Annotated in this window: 14 protein-coding genes; 12 read left to right on the forward strand and 2 right to left on the reverse strand. The window is 59.6% G+C overall.

Features of this window, described 5'->3' with window-relative positions; all coding sequences use genetic code 11:
• The first annotated feature begins 129 nt into the window (after window positions 1-129).
• The 12 genes from ihfB to JNA92_RS00840 all read left to right on the forward strand — a co-directional run bounded on the left by ihfB (window position 130) and on the right by JNA92_RS00840 (window position 15,021).
• Window positions 130-426: an integration host factor subunit beta gene (ihfB, locus tag JNA92_RS00785; protein ID WP_012313292.1), complete on the forward strand. Its 297-nt coding sequence runs from the start codon at window positions 130-132 to the stop codon at window positions 424-426.
• Window positions 427-446: 20 nt separating this feature from the next.
• Window positions 447-710 carry a lipopolysaccharide assembly protein LapA domain-containing protein gene (locus JNA92_RS00790; protein ID WP_241802910.1) on the forward strand — a complete coding sequence of 88 codons (264 nt, stop codon included), beginning with the start codon at window positions 447-449 and terminating at the stop codon, window positions 708-710.
• A 101-nt stretch (window positions 711-811) separates the two neighbouring features.
• Complete coding sequence (locus JNA92_RS00795; protein ID WP_241802911.1) at window positions 812-2,260, forward strand: MBL fold metallo-hydrolase RNA specificity domain-containing protein; 1,449 nt, start codon at window positions 812-814, stop codon at window positions 2,258-2,260.
• Between the two features lie 310 nt (window positions 2,261-2,570).
• Complete coding sequence (locus JNA92_RS00800; protein ID WP_241802912.1) at window positions 2,571-4,013, forward strand: mannose-1-phosphate guanylyltransferase/mannose-6-phosphate isomerase; 1,443 nt, start codon at window positions 2,571-2,573, stop codon at window positions 4,011-4,013.
• Window positions 4,014-4,143: 130 nt separating this feature from the next.
• Window positions 4,144-5,505, forward strand: a complete 1,362-nt coding sequence (locus JNA92_RS00805) for a phosphomannomutase (RefSeq protein WP_241802913.1) — start codon at window positions 4,144-4,146, stop codon at window positions 5,503-5,505.
• 125 nt (window positions 5,506-5,630) lie between these two features.
• Entirely contained in the window at window positions 5,631-6,827 is a 1,197-nt protein-coding gene (locus tag JNA92_RS00810) for a glycosyltransferase family 4 protein (RefSeq protein WP_241802914.1), read from the forward strand.
• 112 nt (window positions 6,828-6,939) lie between these two features.
• A complete protein-coding gene (locus tag JNA92_RS00815) occupies window positions 6,940-7,740 on the forward strand; it encodes an ABC transporter permease (RefSeq protein WP_012313298.1) in 801 nt (266 codons plus the stop codon).
• 1 nt (window position 7,741) lies between these two features.
• Window positions 7,742-8,950 carry an ABC transporter ATP-binding protein gene (locus tag JNA92_RS00820; RefSeq protein ID WP_241802915.1) on the forward strand — a complete coding sequence of 403 codons (1,209 nt, stop codon included), beginning with the start codon at window positions 7,742-7,744 and terminating at the stop codon, window positions 8,948-8,950.
• 166 nt (window positions 8,951-9,116) lie between these two features.
• Window positions 9,117-10,502 carry a class I SAM-dependent methyltransferase gene (locus JNA92_RS00825; protein ID WP_241802916.1) on the forward strand — a complete coding sequence of 462 codons (1,386 nt, stop codon included), beginning with the start codon at window positions 9,117-9,119 and terminating at the stop codon, window positions 10,500-10,502.
• A gap of 18 nt (window positions 10,503-10,520) precedes the next feature.
• Complete coding sequence (locus JNA92_RS00830; protein ID WP_241802917.1) at window positions 10,521-11,459, forward strand: hypothetical protein; 939 nt, start codon at window positions 10,521-10,523, stop codon at window positions 11,457-11,459.
• Window positions 11,411-13,405, forward strand: a complete 1,995-nt coding sequence (locus JNA92_RS00835; protein ID WP_241802918.1) for a glycosyltransferase — start codon at window positions 11,411-11,413, stop codon at window positions 13,403-13,405. Before JNA92_RS00830 ends, JNA92_RS00835 begins: the two co-directional genes overlap by 49 nt.
• Complete coding sequence (locus JNA92_RS00840; protein WP_012313302.1) at window positions 13,402-15,021, forward strand: glycosyltransferase family 4 protein; 1,620 nt, start codon at window positions 13,402-13,404, stop codon at window positions 15,019-15,021. Before JNA92_RS00835 ends, JNA92_RS00840 begins: the two co-directional genes overlap by 4 nt.
• Window positions 15,022-15,064: 43 nt before the next feature.
• Here JNA92_RS00840 and JNA92_RS00845 read toward each other — a convergent pair whose 3' ends face one another.
• On the reverse strand, window positions 15,065-16,009 hold the full coding sequence (locus JNA92_RS00845) for an NAD-dependent epimerase/dehydratase family protein (RefSeq protein WP_241802919.1): 945 nt from the start codon (window positions 16,007-16,009) through the stop codon (window positions 15,065-15,067).
• Between the two features lie 52 nt (window positions 16,010-16,061).
• Window positions 16,062-17,171: an acyltransferase family protein gene (locus tag JNA92_RS00850; RefSeq protein WP_241803390.1), complete on the reverse strand. Its 1,110-nt coding sequence runs from the start codon at window positions 17,169-17,171 to the stop codon at window positions 16,062-16,064.
• Window positions 17,172-17,379: the final 208 nt, after the last annotated feature.

Here is a 17,379-nt window from a genome sequence, read left to right on the forward strand (position 1 = left end):
AGCCTTATTTCCGAACACTCCAATCTTGAATTTTTTTATTAAGTCAAGAACCACCCTGTTCAAATCCTTCCGAGCGTGCTACAAACTGATTAAGCAATGATCTAGCTGCTTGATAACGAAGGGAAAAATATGACGAAGTCGGAGCTGATCGAACGTATTGTCACCCATCAAGGGCTACTCTCGTCCAAGGATGTGGAGCTGGCCATCAAGACCATGCTTGAACAGATGTCCCAATGCCTGGCCACCGGAGATCGTATCGAGATCCGCGGTTTTGGCAGCTTCTCCCTGCACTATCGCGCGCCACGCGTAGGGCGCAACCCCAAGACCGGCCAGTCGGTCGAACTGGAAGGCAAGTTCGTTCCGCACTTCAAACCCGGCAAAGAGCTGCGTGATCGCGTCAATGAAGAAGAGCACGAGCACCCCTGACTGATGAAGGAGCCAGTTTGATGCGTAACCTCAAGCGCGCCTTGGCGGCGTTGTTCGTACTGCTATTGGCGGCGGTGGTGTTGTTCTTCGTGCTGGAAAACCAGCAAACCGTGGCACTCGTGCTGTTCGGCTGGTCGGCGCCCGAGTTGCCGGTTGCGGTACCGGTGCTGGCCGCCCTGGTAGTCGGCCTTGCGGTTGGCCCCCTGTTGGGTGCCTACGGCGTACAGCGCAGCAAGCGCAAGATTCGCGCCTCGGCCCGACAGGCAGCGCTGGAAGGGAAGTGAGGAAAATTCCTACTCTTATCTAGGATTTCATCACCTGTGCGCGGGCCTTTGGAAATGAAGTAATAGCTGCTTCATTTTCTCGGACCAGGCGAGCGTGCAGCATGGAATATCCTTCCCTTTCCCATCATGGTGGCACCCGCGGTGTAACAGGTTCTTGTCACCAGCTTCACCTTGATCAAACGCAAAGCCTCCTGGTCGATTGTGGTTTAGAGCAAGGCGCAAATGCGGCACCAGGCTCCGAACTGGCACCAATCGGTTTCGATATCGGCGGTATCCAGGCACTGATCATCACCCATGTCCATCTCGACCATGTCGGTCGGATCCCCGCCTTACTGGCCGCAGGCTTTCGCGGCCCAATTCTGTGCAGTGAACCCTCGGCCAAGCTGCTGCCCCTGGTGCTCGAGGATGCCTACAAGCTCGGTATCAGCTCGGACCCGGTTCAAGTGGACCGCTACCTTGCCCTGTTGCAGCGGCTTGTGGTTGCTTTGCCTTTCGAGCAGTGGCACCCCGTGGTCGAAGGCCAGGGCGTAGCCTGTTACGTGCGCCTTCAGCGTGCTGGGCACCTGCTCGGTTCAGCGTATGTTGAATGTGATGTGCGTTATCCCGGGGTAGAGCCCAGCACGCGGGTGGTGTTCTCGGGTGACCTTGGTGCCCCTTGCAATCCGTTGTTGCGCGCCGTTCAACCGCCAGAGCGCGCTGACGTGCTTGTGCTGGAGAGCACCTATGGCGACAGGTTGCATGCGCCCCGCGACGACAGGCAGCAGCGGCTGGAGGCGGTTATCGACCGCGCGCTGGCGGACAACGGCACCATCCTCATCCCCGCATTCAGCCTGGGGCGCACCCAAGAGCTGCTTTACGAGATCGAAGACATCCTCCATCGCAAGTCCCTGCTCAATGAAAGCAAGATGAGCGAGGCGGGTGTGCCAGAGCTGGGGGTGAACTGGTCCCGCTTACCGATCATTCTCGATTCGCCACTGGCGCAGCGCATAACCAAAGCCTATTCGGAGTTGCATGCATACTGGAATGCCGAAGCCAGGCAGCGGCTCGGGGAGGGCAGGGACCCCCTCGGCTTCGGTCAGCTGCTGTGTGTCGATACCCATGCCAAACATCAGCAGGTGGTCAACTACCTCAAGAGCACAGGGCGGCCAGCCATTGTCATTGCAGGGAATGGTATGTGTTCTGGTGGGCGGATCGTCAACTACCTCAAGGCGATGCTCGGTGATCCGCGGCATGAGGTGGTGTTTGTGGGGTATCAGGCCAAGGGTACGCCTGGGGCGGTATTGCAAGCCACTGAAGGGGCTGAAGGGTTTGTTCAGGTTGATCTGGATGGGAGCATGTACGATATCAGAGCAAAAGTATTCAGTCTTGGGGGGTATTCAGGGCATGCGGATCAGGCAGGTTTGATTCAATATGCTGCCGGCATACCTGATGCCCCACAAAGAATTGTATTAGTACATGGAGAAAGTCGCGCAAAAAATGCACTGGCTTATGCATTAAAGCGCCATTTCAGTAACCTTATACATTGTCCCGATATGGTTATCCCCGAATGAACGAGCCTTCACGAAACATTGACGGGATGTGTTGTCTCATGCCGCAGCGCAGCGTGTTTCTTTGCCTTTGTAGGTGCTGGCAATGTGCTCCGAGAGCCGATGGCCCGTAAGATCCAAGGGGAGCTACAAAGAAAAATCTCTGGTATTCTACAGGCCAATGCTTGCGTCTTGAGCCTATGGATGGCCAGGAAATTAACACGCTAGGCGTACATTTTAGCGCCGTTGCGCTCATTCGTGACGGCGGTCAGAAATAAGACACATGCAGGTTGCCTGAGGTTGACAACTTCAAGTGGCCGTTAAGGACTCGAATATGGAATTGATCCCGGTAATTTTATCCGGTGGCGTTGGCAGCCGTCTGTGGCCAGTATCCCGTGAGGCTCACCCCAAGCCGTTCATGACGCTGCCCGACGGGCAAAATCTTATTCAGAAGACTTTTCTGCGTGCCGCCCGTCTAGACGGCGTGGTTGAAGTGCTCACCGTTACCAATCGTGAACTGCTGTTCAAGACTGAAGACGAATACCGGACCATCAATACCCAAGCCCATGCACAAGGCTATATCCTTGAGCCTTTCGGCCGCAATACTGCTGCTGCGGTGGCTGCCGCAGCTTTGCAGTTGCACCAGAGTCATGGGCCGCAGGCCCACATGCTGGTCCTGGCTGCCGACCACCTGATCCAGAACGAAGAAGCCTTCGCCGAAGCGGTAGCCAAGGCGATCAACCTTTCTTCGCAAGGCTGGCTGGTGACATTCGGTATCAAACCTCAGTACCCGGAGACCGGCTTCGGCTACATCGAGGCGGCCGCTGGTGGCTCGCTGGAAGGTGGCCTGAAGGTCGAGCGCTTCGTTGAGAAGCCTGACCTGAAAACCGCAGAGTCCTATGTAAAGGCCGGCAACTATTTCTGGAATGCGGGCATGTTCTGCTTCCAGGTCGGTGCTGTCATCGAGGAGTTCAAGGCTCACGCCCCGGACGTGCTCGACGCTGTTGCGCAAACCCTCGAAGCCTCCCGCCGCTCGACCTCCAAGGGCTACAGCTGCCTGGCTCTGGATGCCGACAGCTTTGCCAATGTGCCCGACATCTCCATCGACTATGCCCTGATGGAGCGCTCGCAGAAGGTCGCAACCATTCCGTGCGACATCGGCTGGAGCGACATCGGCTCGTGGAACGCGGTCAGCGAACTGACCCCCCCGGACGAGCACGGCAACCGCTTCGAAGGCGAAGTGATGGCCTATGGCGCAAGTAACAACTACGTCAGCACCGAAGACCGCCTGGCTGCCCTGGTCGGCGTTCAGGACCTGCTGGTGGTCGACACCCCCGATGCGCTGCTGATTGCGCACAAGGACCACGCCCAGGACGTCAAACACATCGTCAAGCGCCTGAAAAGCGACGGCCACGCTGCCCACTTGCTGCACCAGACCGTGCATCGCCCGTGGGGCACCTACACCACGCTCGAAGACGGCGAGCGCTTCAAGATCAAGCGCATCGTGGTCAAGCCTAAGGCGTCGCTTTCGCTGCAGATGCACCATCACCGCAGCGAACACTGGATCGTGGTCAGCGGCATGGCGGTAGTGGTCAACGATGACCAGGAGCTGATGCTCAACACCAATGAGTCCACCTTCATTCGTGCCGGCCACAAGCACCGTTTGGAAAACCCAGGTGTCATAGACCTGGTCCTGATCGAAGTGCAAAGCGGTGACTACCTCGGCGAAGACGACATCGTCCGCTTCGAGGACAAATACGGTCGTTGCAACGCCTGATATCAGGCCTTCCCGTCGGCCCGTGAGCGCCTCGCCGAGGCCACGGGCCGATTTTCATGCGGCAATTCAATCGCCGACCATCCCCTTCCAGACGGTGGCTGCCCAGGCGGCGCCGCATCGAGAGAGATGTATGTACGCACCTATCCAGACCCGCTGTTTCAAAGCCTATGACATCCGCGGCCAAGTGCCGACCGACCTCAACGACGACATTGCCTACCGCATTGGCCGCGCCCTGGTGGCACAGCTGGGCGGGCGCAGCTACGTGGTCGGCCGCGACATGCGCCTGGAAAGCCCCGGCCTGTCCCGTGCCCTGATGAAGGGCCTGACCGAAGGCGGCGCCGACGTGATCGACATCGGCCTGTGCGGGACCGAAGAAGTCTACTTCGCCACCAGCCATTACCAGGCTGATGGCGGCATCATGGTCACCGCCAGCCACAACCCCAAGGGTTACAACGGCATGAAACTGGTGCGCGAGCAGTCGCGCCCGATCAGCGGCGACACCGGCCTGAACGACATCCGCCAGCGTGTGGAAGCCGGCGACCTCGGCTCCCTGGCCGCCACACCTGGCAGCGTGCGCGAAGCGTTCGACAAGACCGCTTACATCGACCACCTGCTGACCTACGTCAACCTGTCGGCCCTCAAGCCGCTCAAGGTGCTGGCCGACCCGGGCAATGGCGCCGTTGGCCCGGTACTGGAGCTGCTCAAAGCCCGCCTGCCGCTGGACATCACCATCATCAACGGTGAGCCGGATGGCAACTTCCCCAATGGCATTCCCAACCCACTGCTGCCAGAAAACCGCGAGCTGACCCGTCAGGCCGTGCTCGACACCGGCGCCGATATGGGTATCGCTTTCGACGGCGACTTCGACCGCTGCTTCTTCTTCGACAACCAGGGCCGTTTCATCGAGGGCTACTATATTGTCGGCCTGCTGGCTGAAATGCTGCTGGCCAAGCACCCCGGCAGCAAGATCATCCACGACCCGCGCCTGACCTGGAACACCATCGAGCAAGTCGAAGCGGCGGGCGGCATCGCCATCCAGAGCAAGACCGGCCATGCCTTCATCAAGGAGCGCATGCGTGCCGAAGACGCCGTGTATGGCGGCGAGATGAGCGCGCACCACTATTTCCGCGATTTCGCCTACTGCGACAGCGGCAATATCCCATGGCTGCTGGTTGCCGAGCTGATGAGCGTCACTGGCAAGAGCCTGGCCCAACTGGTGGACGAGCGTATTGCTGCATTCCCGTGCAGTGGCGAGATCAACTACGAAGTGGCCGATGTCAAGGGCTCCATCGAAAAGATCCTGGCGTTCTACCTGCCGCACAAGCCGAACGTGGACCGTACCGACGGCATCAGTGTCGAATTCGCCGATTGGCGTTTCAGCTTGCGGGGCTCTAACACTGAGCCGCTGCTGCGCCTGAATGTGGAATCTCGTGGCGATACCGCGCTGGTGGATAAGCGCGTGGCGGAAATTGCCGGGTTGATCACAGGCTGATTTCGTACTGATCAGCCTGTAGCCGGCATTTTGTCGGCGGTCACCCCCGTCAGAGCACTTCAGCGCTCTGACGGCACTCTCGAAAACGTGCGCGCCGACCCGCGCAGCCAGGTAACTCCGACTCGATGAAGCTCCTGTTCAACACCCAATCGCTTTTACCGCCACTTACCGGAATTGGTAATTACACGTTCAATTTGCTTGAGCAGCTGCTGCTTGAGGATATCGAGGTTATCGATTGCTTCCTGGGTGCACGTTTTTACAGCGCCGAGCAGGCGCTGGCCAACTGCATCGAGGCCAGTGCCCGCTACTCGCAGAAAGATGACGGTGACGTTAAACCAGGTGCTGGCCAGCAGATGACGTTGCAATTGCGAGAGGTGTTGAAGCGCTGGACGTTCACTTATCGAGCCCGTGAAGCCTTGGTCGATGCCAGGCGCCGCTATCATGCCGGTGAGCGCCGACATTACCTTTACCACGAGCCCAACTTCATCCTCAAACCGCACTCAGGCCCCAGCATCGCGACGATTCATGACTTATCGTTCCTTCACTACCCGCAGTTTCATCCACGCAAACGTGTCGAATGGCTGACGGCGCAGTTACCGCACACCCTCAAACGCGCTGATTTCCTGATCACTGATTCGGATTTGATTCGCGATGAGCTGATTGGTGATTTCGGCGTCAGTGCAGACAAGGTACGAACCGTTTATCTCGGTGCATCGGCGCGCTATTACCCGCAGACACCCGAGCAGACGAGTGCAACGCTGCAGCGTCATGGTTTGCAGCACGGTCGTTATGTGTTGTTTGTCGGCACCCTGGAGCCACGCAAAGGTGTGGATACCCTGATCGATGCCTGGTGCCAGCTGCCGCAGGGGTTACGCGAAGAGTATCCGTTGGTCTTGGCGGGTGCGCCTGGGTGGCATAACCATGAGCTGAATGAACGTATCAAGACATTGACAGTCACTCATGGCCTGCGTCAGTTATCCTTTGTCCCTGGCGATGACCTGCCGACGCTGTACGCTGGTGCCGCGGTTTTCTCCTACCCATCGCTGTACGAAGGGTTTGGCCTGCCGGTGCTTGAGGCGATGCAGTGCGGGGTACCGGTGATATGTACCGCGGATACGTCCATGGCAGAGTTTTGCCAAGGTAGTGCGTTGTTGGTGGAACGTGGGAATGCTGACCAGTTGGCTGGGCAACTGGCTGCGCTTCTGAATGATGAGCCATTACGCAGCAAGGTGGCCAATGCCGGCCAGCTTCGCGCCACAGCGTTTTCATGGAAGCGCTGCGCGCAGGAAACACTAGCAGTCTATCGGGCCGTCAGCCCGTGAGAGGAGCGTTAGACATGCCTTCTCAAGCCCTTATGTCCCATGCCCTGCATTGCTTACGCACCGCGAGGGTGTTTCAACCAGGAAGCCTTATGTACATGGTGAGTCCAGAACAATGAATACGCCGCTGTCGCTAATGAAAGATGTACTGCGTTACCGCGGTCTGATATTCGCGATCACCCTGAGGGAGATCAAAAGCCGCTATGCCGGGTCGACCTTCGGCGCCTTGTGGCTGGTGGTGCCCCCTATTTTCATGGTGTTCATCTATACCGTAATCTTCTCGCGCCTGATGCAGGCTCGTATGCCCGGTATCGAACACCAGTACGCCTACAGCATTTATCTGTGCGCAGGCTTGATCACCTGGAACCTGCTGTTGGAGCTGGTGCAGCGTGGCAAGGGGGTTTTCCTAGAACATGCCAACCTGATCAAGAAATCAAGCTTCCCCAAGTTCATCCTGTTCATTCCAGTCATCGCCACGGCAGCGCTCAACAGCCTGATCCTGCTGATATTGGTAGTGCTGTTCATGGTCATATCAGGTTTCCCGCTGATGACCACTGCCTTGGTTTTGATACCGGTATTGCTTACCACTGTGCTGCTGGGAATCGCGCTGGGTGCTTTTCTAGCCACCCTGAACGTGTTTTTCCGTGATATCGGTCAGCTGAGTGACGTGATCTTCCAGGCGCTGTTCTGGGCAACGCCCATCGTCTATCCACTCAGTATTCTGTCCGAACACGTACAGGCAATGCTTTCGTGGAACCCGATCTTCCCTCTGGTGCTGACGGCGCAGAAGGCGTTGCTGGGCGAGCCGGTAGGCTTGTCGCAACTGGCCTATCCATTTGGCTTTGCCGTCATCGTTTTCCTTCTGGCTGTGGTGCTTTATCAGCGCAGCTACAACGACCTGCTTGATCAGATCTGATATGACTATTCTCGTAGAACAGGTAGGCAAGGCCTATCCAAAACTCAAAGGTCGCTGGCACGCACTGGGTACTTGGCTTGGGCTGTGCAAGCGCGATCAGAACTGGATCATCCGCAACGTCAGTTTCCAGGTAGGGCAGGGTGAGTCGGTCGGTATCATCGGGGTTAACGGCGCAGGCAAGAGTACGCTGCTGAAGATGATTACCGGTACCGCCATGCCGACGGAAGGCACCATTACCACCACAGGGCGCATAGCCGCGTTGCTGGAGTTGGGTATGGGCTTTCACCCCGAATTCACTGGCCGCCAGAACGTCGCGCTGGCCGGGCGCATGCAGGGGCTGGAGCGGGCCGAAATTGTCGCGTTGATGCCCGAGATCGAAGCCTTCGCGGAGATCGGTCATTACTTCGACATGCCCGTGCGCACGTATTCCTCCGGTATGTTTGTGCGCCTGGCGTTCAGTGTGGCGACTGCAGTGCGCCCGGAAGTGTTGATCGTGGACGAGGCCTTGGCGGTGGGCGATGCCTACTTCCAACACAAGTCTTTTGCCCGTATCCGGGACTTCCGCGAGCAGGGTACGACCTTGTTGTTCGTTTCCCACGACCCCGGCGCCATCAAGAGCCTGTGTGACCGTGCCATCCTGCTGGGTGATCACAAAATGTTGATGGATGGCCGCCCGGACGAAGTGCTGGACTACTACAACGCGCTGATTGCCAAAAAAGAAGAGGGTTCCTTACAGGCCCAAGCTGTCAATGCGCCTTACGCAGGGCGCTCAGGCAACGGAAAGGCGCGTATCGAAGAGCTTACCCTCAGCAGCAATGGCCGGGCAGCCACCATGCTTGAAGTGGGTGCGCCGTTGACGTTGAACCTGAAAATCCGCGCTAACGAGCCGATTTACGACTTGTCGCTGGGCTTCATGTTCAAAGACCGCACGGGTTACGACATCTTCGGGACCAACACTTGGCTGCGTGGCGAGCTGCGTGACCTGGGCGTCGAGGCCGGTAAGGAGCAGCACCTGACCGTTACCATTCCGGCGTTCAACGTAGGGCCTGGCAGCTACAGCCTGACGTTGGCCCTGCACGGTGGCGCCGACCATATCGAGGATAACTTCGACTGGTGGGACAAGGCGGTGGTATTCAATGTGATCGCCAACAGCAGTTACAAGCACTTCGCCGGCGTGTGTGCCATGCAGGCAGAGTTCAAGCTTGACTGACCGAGTAGAGGGCAGCCGCGTCGCTGTCAGGAACTGGCCGCCGTCGACGGTGGCAAGATGACCTGCGTAGAATGCCCGCCTCTGGTGTTCCCGTAACGTACGCAGCCAGTGCCGGGCGGTGAACCGCTGGTGCTGGCCACTCCACCCGTTTGAACACGTATGCATAATGACTATCGATCTTAAAAAACTGCAGAAAACGATCCAAGCTGAAGTCAACCGTCGGGAGTACGAGCGTGTCACGGCCAGTGCCGGCAGTGCCAATCTGCCCAGTGACGTGCCCACCGACATCGTGCGCAGCTTCGAACTGATCGACCTCGAAGGCGTGCTGCCGGCTCGCCCCCAGGCGCCCGTGGAGCCGGAAGTCGCGGCCACCGCTCCCGCCAATGACGAGGCCCCGCAAGCCCAGACGCCACCTCCTAGCCTGTACCGCAAATTGCGCGCCTTACCGGTGGTGGGCAGATACTTCGGCCATCCGCGGGTCATGAATTTCCTTACCCGTGCGCGTCAGCGCCCGGGTGGGGCTACCTTGAAAAACCTCTTCATCACCCTGGCGCGCGCAGTGGTCGTGCGTATCCCCGGGGCGCTTCGCGTCATGCATGTGCTGGCCGTCACCCGTCATCTGCCCGAGCGACTGAATGCTCTGGAGTGGCACATTGCCGACGGTAATACCCGCCTGCGCAATGTCGGCGTACAGGTACAGGACCAGACCAACCAGAGCCTTTACACCTACGGCCTGGCCATTCAGCAGAACGAGCAGTACCTGATCGAACGCATGCGGCGCCTGGAACAACTGGTGCGCCAGCAGACCATGACCATCGCTGAACTGCAGGCGAGGCCACAGGCCAGTGCCAGCGGTGCAGCGTTGCCTGCGGTGGCTGAAGCGCCGGGCATGCCGGCTGAGCTCTATCTGGAGTTCGAAGCCAATTTCCGCGGCTCGCCGGAAATGATCCGCGAACGGCTCAAACACAACCTCACTTACTTCCCGGTCGACCCGCAATGGCTCACGCACCCTGTGCTGGACCTCGGTTGCGGGCGCGGTGAGTGGCTGCAACTGCTCAAAGAGCAGGGCATCCCTGCGATCGGCGTCGATTCCAACAGCGCCATGATCGACAGTTGCAAGCAGGCCGGCCTTGAAGTTTACATGGGCGATGCCTTGGAGTATCTGGCTGCCATGCCTGCCCACAGTTTGTCGGGGCTGACAGCTTTCCACATCATCGAGCACCTGCCTCTTGACGTTTTCATCCGCCTGATCGACGAAGCGCTTCGGGTTGTGCGCCCCGGTGGCGCGGTACTGTTCGAAACCCCGAACCCAGAAAACCTGATCACCGGGGCCTGCAACTTCTATGTCGACCCAACGCACCGCAACCCGCTGCCGCCGGCGCTGGTGGCGTTTCTGCTGAAGGCCCGTGGTTTTGAGCGTGTTGAAATCGACCGTCGACACCCAGCTGACCCCTCGCTCCTGCTCAAGGGTAGTGACGAAGCCATCACAGGCCCGCTCAACGGCTTGCTGTTCGGGCCGCAGGATTACGCAGCCATTGGTTATGCGCCTTGATAGGGCTGGAGTGCTCCCATGCATCTGATTATTTGTAACGAGCGCCTGCTGTTCCGGTTCGGCGTCGACCGTGTATTGCTGTTGCTGGCTCAAGGGCTCAAGGCCGCAGGCTGGCACATTACCTTCGTGGCCCAGCGCGCCAACCATGACGTGCTGCGCCGCATCACCGACGACATCCACACGCCGCCTGAGCATCTGGGCCCGTATACAGAGCTCGACCAAGTAACTGCCCAGTGGATGCGCGACAATCGCCAACTGTTCGCACCCGCAGGGCGAGACGTGACGGGGACCGTAGCCCTGATTGGCGGCTGGCCGTTCTATGCATCCATCGCGGTATTGCGCCAATGGGGCGTGCCAACGGTGGCGCTCGATTGCGGTGGTGTTCCTTATGAAGATATGACTGGCCCGGCCCGCTTGGTACAAGAGCGGCTGCGTGCCCAACGTCGCGAATACCTGCCCGAAGCACGGGTGGTCACGCCGATCAGCCATTTCGTGTCCCGCACCCAAAGCCTGCCCGACGCCGGCCCGGATGTGGAAATTGCCATGATTCACCTGGGCGCAGATCACCTGACCGGTGGTGTCAACCAGAGCCTCTGGCAGCAGGGGCACCAGGTTGCGCGTGTTGAAACCGCAGACGAAGCGGTTGAAGGCCCTGTGATCATCAACCTTGGTCGCTGGGAAACGGGCAATTATAAAAACAGCGAAGGGCTTTACCCCATCGCCCGGAAGATCATCGCTGAGCATCCCAAGGCGCGCTTCTGCGTCTTGGCCACCGCAGACGAACTGAAACTGCCGGCAGACCTGGTTGAGCATATCCTGCCGTTGGGCCACCCCAGCGATGCCGAGTTGTCCGCGTTGATGGCCAGCGCTCAGTTGGGGCTTAGCGTGTCGCGCTGGAAGGGTTCAACTTGCCCCTGGCCGAGATGCAACAGCTTCGCAAGCCAGTGCTGGTGCTGAACATCGGTGCGCACCCTGAAGTGGTCGCCGACCCCCGTCAACTGTGCGTCGACGAGCAGGAAATGGCCGAAAAGGCCCTGCAGGTGCTGGCCGGTGAAGCGTTGGCAGGGCCCGAATGGGAAAGCCACCTGGACACCTTCCAGCAGACGTTCACTTGGCAACGTACGATCAAGGCCTACGAGGACCTGCTCGGCACGTTGAGCCCGATCCGGGACCTGCCTGCCCCCCGGTTGGTGATCGACACCAGTGCCTGCCTGCGCGATACCGCCAATACCGGCGTAGCCAGGGTAGTGCGCAGCTTGACGCGCAAGCTGCAGGATTTTGGCGAACCTCTGTTCGTGACCTGGGACGAGACGCTGCGCGAGTACGTGCTGCCCACCGAAGGTGAATACAACAATCTGGCGTTGTATGGCGGGCCCAAGCCCTATCCAGAACACTACGAGCTGCCGCGCTCGCCTGCTCACCGCCGGCAGACCTTGGCCAGTCTTGGCGCTCGCACCTTGCGCGGTGGCTGGCTGCTGCAAAGTGAAATCGTCTTCGAACGCCAAGGCCCGGCGCGCCGCGCCGCTGCCCGCCAGGCGGGGCTGAACGTTGCGGCGATATTCTATGATGCCATCCCGGTCACCCATCCTGAGTGGGTTGCCGATACCATCATCCGGGACAACCACGCAGCCTACATGCGAGGCTTGGCCGAAACCGACCGCGTGCTGCCGATTTCCCCCGATGCGGGCACCCAGTTGCAGGCATTCTGGGCGCGTGAAGGCATCACGCCTCACGCGCAGGTGAAAACCTGCTGGATCCCGGGTGAGCTGACTGCTTCCCCGCGCGCCACCACCCCGGCCTCGGTGCCGCGTGCGGGCGAGCCGCTGCGTATCCTCTGTGTATCTACCCTGGAACCGCGCAAGAACCATAAAGTGCTACTTGAAGCCGTTGCCCGATTGGCCCGTGATTATCCGGACCTCGACTGGCAGCTGGACCTCATCGGCAATCGCTACGCCGGTGCTGACTACATCGTTGAGGCCGTGCGCGCGGCCAGTGCGGCCGACCCGCGCATTGCCTGGCATGGTGTGGTAGACGACGCCACCCTCAATGACTACTACGCCAAGGCCCACGTCAGCGTTTACGCCTCGTTGGTAGAAGGCTATGGCATGCCTATTGTCGAGTCGCTCTGGCATGCCCGTCCTTGCGTGTGCCATGCCGGCGGCGTGATGGCGGAGCTGGCAGCCGAAGGTGGCTGCCGCACAGTGGACATGACCAACCCCGATGCACTGGCTGCGCAAATCCACGCACTGGCGAGTGACCCACAAGGCTATCTGCAACTGGCTGCTGAAGCGGTTGCTCGTCCTATCCTGACGTGGCGCAGCTATGCCCGTGCCTTGTTGCGGCAGTTGGCCAGCCACACCACTTGCCATGCTGGCAAACCCTTGCCGCGGCAGTGGCAGCACCTGCTTATCGACCCCGAAGTGGCGCTGGTAGATGAGCCTGGCCAACTTGCGTTGGCTTGTCTGCTGGCGGAACGCCCGGCTCAGTGCGCACTTTTGTTGGGGGAGCACGCGCCTTGGTTGCGTGACCTGATAGGCCACGAAGCCACGCGTGCCTGGCAAATCGCGGAGGGTGAGCTGACTGGTGAGGTGAGCCGCCACGCCAACCTCAGCCGCATCGATGCGCCGGTAGGTGTTGCAGTGCCTGTCCTCCAGGCAGAGCTGCGTGATAACGAAATCGCCGTCGACCTCATCGTGCTGTCGGCAGCACAGGCAGCTGACCCAGCGTCAATCGATGCGTTGCGTTCACTGATCAATGGCCGTGTCGAAGGCCTGCTGCTGGTTGAACAGGGCGCCCCAGCCGCAACGCTAACAGCGCTGGGCCTGACCGAAGAGCCTGCTACTGAACTACCAGGTTACGATGTCCATACTTACCCGCCTGCGGCGCCAGGGTTTGTTCAATGAAGGTTCTTGTCATATCCAATTTCTTCCCGCCCCATGTGATCGGCGGTGCAGAAATCATCGCTCACCACCAGGCCCGCGCGCTGGCTGCGCGTGGCCATGAGGTGCGCGTGCTGGCAGGGGACAACAGCCGTGGGCTGCCTGGCTACCCAGTGGAGCAGGAGGTTTTCGACGGCATGCCGGTTACCCGGGTGTCGTTGACCTATCTGGACTTTGCCCCAACCGGCAACAACGTCGCGCACCCCGGCGTCGAACGTATCTTTCTGCGCCTGATCGCTCAATGGCGCCCCGATGTGATCCACGCGCACCACATGGCCGGGTTGTCCTTGGGCATCCTGCAGTTGGCGCGTGAGCATGGGATCCGCATTGCGCTGACCTTGCACGACCACTGGGGGTTCTGCATGAACAGCACGCGCATCACCACCCAGGACACCTTGTGCCAAGACAGCACCCAATGCCACAAATGTCATTCGCACATCTACAACGGTGACCTGCTGCTGCCGCAACGGATGCGTCAGGATTACCTGCGCTGGCAATTGGATGCTGTTGATCATTTCATTTCACCCAGCCGTTACCTGGCCGACACCTACATCGCCAACGGCCTGCCTGCCGCGCGTATGAATGTTATCGCCAACGGTATCGAACTCGAGCGGTTCAGCCACACCTCACCGCCACCGCCCGGGCCGCGCCTGAATGTGCTGTTCACCGGCTACATGGGTGGCCATAAAGGCGTACCTACCTTGCTCAAGGCGCTGGCATTGCTGCCGCCAGAGCGGGTGCATGTCGACATGGTCGGTGACGGCCATATGCTTGAAACCTACAAAGCCGAACTGCGCAACAATGCGCCGAAGGTTTCTGCCAAGTTCTGGGGCAGACTGCCCAATGCGCGTATCGCCGAGCGCTTCGCCCAGGCGCATGTGTTCGTGCTGCCATCGGTGTGCCCGGAAAACCAACCTGTGACCATTACCGAGGCGATGTCCTGTGGCCTGGCGGTGGTGGGTTCACGGATAGGCGGCATACCCGAGCTGGTGGATGAAGGCGTCACCGGTCAGTTGTTCGACCACGGCGACGCTCAAGCGCTGGCGCGCTGCTTGCTCCGTTACATCGAAGAGCCGGCGGTGTTGGAAGCCCATGGCAAGGCGGGTCGTGAGCGCATCCAGGCCTATGCCTTCGAGCTGCAGATCGACCGTATCGAAGCCTTGCTGGCCGGCCCTGGCGCCGAACGTAGCGAGGCCCCACAACTGATCGCATGCCATGGCGCTCCATCGGCTGAAACCTTCCAGAGCGTTCTCAAGGCGCTGTGCCCGGTTCCTGCCAACCGGCCGCAGCCTGCCAGCCAGCCCTGCTGCATTCCCTCGAACTGGATTGCGCCAGAGCAAGCAGATGTACTGTGGGTGGCGGGGCCAACAGCCCAAGACCCGGACGCCGCGATGAAGCTCATCGAAGCTTACCGCGCCTTGGGCAAACAGGTTGTGGTGGATGAGCGCCATCTGCTGGTTGCGCGCAACACGGAGTCAGCCTTGCTGGCGCGCGGCGGCGCGCAGGTAGCGTTAAGCTTGGAATACCTCTTGGAGTACGCGAGGGATCCTGAGGCACAAACTGCCCCAACCCAAGCCTGACCCCATGCGGAACGTGCCAACAGGCACGTTCCGCTGGCCCCGCCTAGCCTTTGAGCAGTTGCGCCAGCCCCACCTCGATGGCGGTAGCCCGAGGCATTTCGAACCCACTGAGCAAACGCTGATTATTGGCCCTTGAATGGCGAATGTCGCCTGCGCGTGCTGGCTGATAGCTGACCTCTGGCAGCTTGCCCAGGACCTGCGCCAATGCTGCCAGGATATGATTCAAAGAAGTCGCCTGGTTCAAGCCGACATTGATGGCCCCTTCGGCCACCGGCCCCGACTCCAGCCCTTGTACCAGCAGCTTCACAAGATCGCTGACGAAGAAGAAGTCACGGGTCTGCTCGCCGTCCCCGAATACCGTAATCGGCAGGCCTTTTTGTGCGCGCTCGGCGAAAATGCTGATGACGCCCGAGTAAGGCGAGGACGGGTCCTGGCGTGGGCCATAGATATTGAAGAAGCGGAATACCACAGGGAGCAGCCCGTGCTCGCGGCGGTAAAAGTCCATGTAGTACTCGCTGGCCAGCTTGTCGGAGGCATAAGGCGTCAACGGCGCTTTGGGCGTGTCTTCATCGATGGAGGCCCCTTCACCATTGTTGCCATACACTGCGGCACTGGAGGCGAACACCACCCGTTTCACACCGCAAAGGCGCATTGCTTCACACACATTCAAGGTGCCAATGAAGTTGCTCTGATGAGTACGGACCGGGTCGTCAACAGAAGCCTGCACTGAAGCGACCGCCGCCAGGTGTACGACACCCGCACAGCCTTTTACGGCGTGGGCCACCAGCGCGGCGTCGGCCACGTCGCCTTCGATCAGTTGCAGGTTAGGGTGTGACAGCGGCAGGTTGCTGCGCTTGCCCGTGGACAGGTTGTCCAGCACTCGTACTGCATACCCTTTGGCAAGCAGTTCATCGGTCAGGTGAGAGCCGATAAAACCGGCACCGCCCGTGATCAGGATCGGTGCTTCAGGCGTCAAGGTTGTCGACATACTAGGTTCCAGGCTCGAATGAGAGAAAGCGTTATAGGTGCCAGGCGCGGCCTCAGGCGGGTGCGCGCATGCCCGATTGTCCAGTGCCTGACAACCGGCTGGCGCGCAAATAGCGTTGAGCGGGCCGCTCGAACCACCGGTGGCAGGCCAGGCTCATGGGTATCAGCAAAGCGAAGAACAGCAGCATCATCCACGGCTGATAGAAAATTTCGCGGGAGTAACCCAGACTGTCGAACGTAAGGGCAAAGGCTATTTGCAGCGGGAAATGCAGTAGATAGGACGCATAGCTGATATCACCCACCCACCCAGTGCTGCGCAACAATCCTGGCCAGTGCAGGCCAGCGGCGGCCAGCATGGCCAAGGTGGCAGGCAAGCAGAGGCACATGACTAGGTAAGTGTTCACCGATTTGGCGAGCAGTAGCAACGCCCAAGCTCCCAGTGCCACGCTGGTACACACCAACAGTGCGACGCCGCTACCGGCCCAACGCCGCAATTGCCAAAGCATAGCGTAGGCGATGCCACCGATATAGAAGCACAATAAACCACTACCAATCTTGTAGCTGCCGGGGTAGAGCAGCAGGCCCAAAGTACAGGCCGCAGCGGCCAGCAACCAGCGCCAACGGCCCGCCAGGCAGATGGCGAAGAATGACGCATATAGCAGTACTTCTACCGAGACCGACCAGATCGGCGCATTGAACGACCAGCCCTTCTCCAAGCCCCATGCTGGCGCAAGCAGCAAGTTGAGCAGGGCGTGATAGCTGTCGTTGAAGGGGTAGACAAAATAGCTGGCGTGGCTAGCCCAATAGGCCCACTGAAGCGCCGCCACCCCGGCAAACGTAAGCAAATGCAGCGGGTAGAGCCGGCTGAAGCGATCCACAGCGAAACTGCGCAGCGACACTTTACCCGTCGCGATGCCCTGGGCGAACAGCCAGAAGAACACAAACCCCGAGATCGAGAAAAATAGCTGCACGGCCAGGCCGCCATATTGATAAAGCGGTGTCAGTGCCGCGAAAAAAGGCTGGCGTGTGCCCTCGAAGCCCGCCGGGCTGTCGCCGACGTAGAAGAAATGTTGCCAATGCCAGAACACGACACAAAGCGCGGCGATACCTCTTAAGGTATCCAGAGTATAAAGTCGAACGGCTGGGGGCAAGGAAGCATGCATTTGCGGAATCACAGGCGGGCAAAAAAGAATGCTGTCACTGCCAGCGGGAGGCTGTCAATCTGGGGGCAAGAATCAGGACCTCGCCCATTGAGTTTTGCATGGTACACCAAGCCCCCGCCCTGTGAGAGTAGTTCTGGTGTTCACTGATCCAGACAGCGTTCTGATAAGCAATGTTCAAACGCCAGCGCTTTGCATCGCGAGGAGAAAA

Source organism: Pseudomonas putida (assembly GCF_022627325.1).
Classification (GTDB): domain Bacteria; phylum Pseudomonadota; class Gammaproteobacteria; order Pseudomonadales; family Pseudomonadaceae; genus Aquipseudomonas; species Aquipseudomonas putida_X.

Excerpts from the sequence above, each read along its gene's own strand:
- ihfB (WP_012313292.1), top strand. The coding sequence starts at position 130 with ATGACGAAGTCGGAGCTGATCGAACGTATTGTCACCCATCAAGGGCTA.
- JNA92_RS00790 (WP_241802910.1), top strand. The coding sequence starts at position 447 with ATGCGTAACCTCAAGCGCGCCTTGGCGGCGTTGTTCGTACTGCTATTG.
- JNA92_RS00795 (WP_241802911.1), top strand. The coding sequence starts at position 812 with ATGGAATATCCTTCCCTTTCCCATCATGGTGGCACCCGCGGTGTAACA.
- JNA92_RS00800 (WP_241802912.1), top strand. The coding sequence starts at position 2,571 with ATGGAATTGATCCCGGTAATTTTATCCGGTGGCGTTGGCAGCCGTCTG.
- JNA92_RS00805 (WP_241802913.1), top strand. The coding sequence starts at position 4,144 with ATGTACGCACCTATCCAGACCCGCTGTTTCAAAGCCTATGACATCCGC.
- JNA92_RS00810 (WP_241802914.1), top strand. The coding sequence starts at position 5,631 with ATGAAGCTCCTGTTCAACACCCAATCGCTTTTACCGCCACTTACCGGA.
- JNA92_RS00815 (WP_012313298.1), top strand. The coding sequence starts at position 6,940 with ATGAATACGCCGCTGTCGCTAATGAAAGATGTACTGCGTTACCGCGGT.
- JNA92_RS00820 (WP_241802915.1), top strand. The coding sequence starts at position 7,742 with ATGACTATTCTCGTAGAACAGGTAGGCAAGGCCTATCCAAAACTCAAA.
- JNA92_RS00825 (WP_241802916.1), top strand. The coding sequence starts at position 9,117 with ATGACTATCGATCTTAAAAAACTGCAGAAAACGATCCAAGCTGAAGTC.
- JNA92_RS00830 (WP_241802917.1), top strand. The coding sequence starts at position 10,521 with ATGCATCTGATTATTTGTAACGAGCGCCTGCTGTTCCGGTTCGGCGTC.
- JNA92_RS00840 (WP_012313302.1), top strand. The coding sequence starts at position 13,402 with ATGAAGGTTCTTGTCATATCCAATTTCTTCCCGCCCCATGTGATCGGC.
- JNA92_RS00845 (WP_241802919.1), bottom strand. The coding sequence starts at position 16,009 with ATGTCGACAACCTTGACGCCTGAAGCACCGATCCTGATCACGGGCGGT.
- JNA92_RS00850 (WP_241803390.1), bottom strand. The coding sequence starts at position 17,171 with ATGCATGCTTCCTTGCCCCCAGCCGTTCGACTTTATACTCTGGATACC.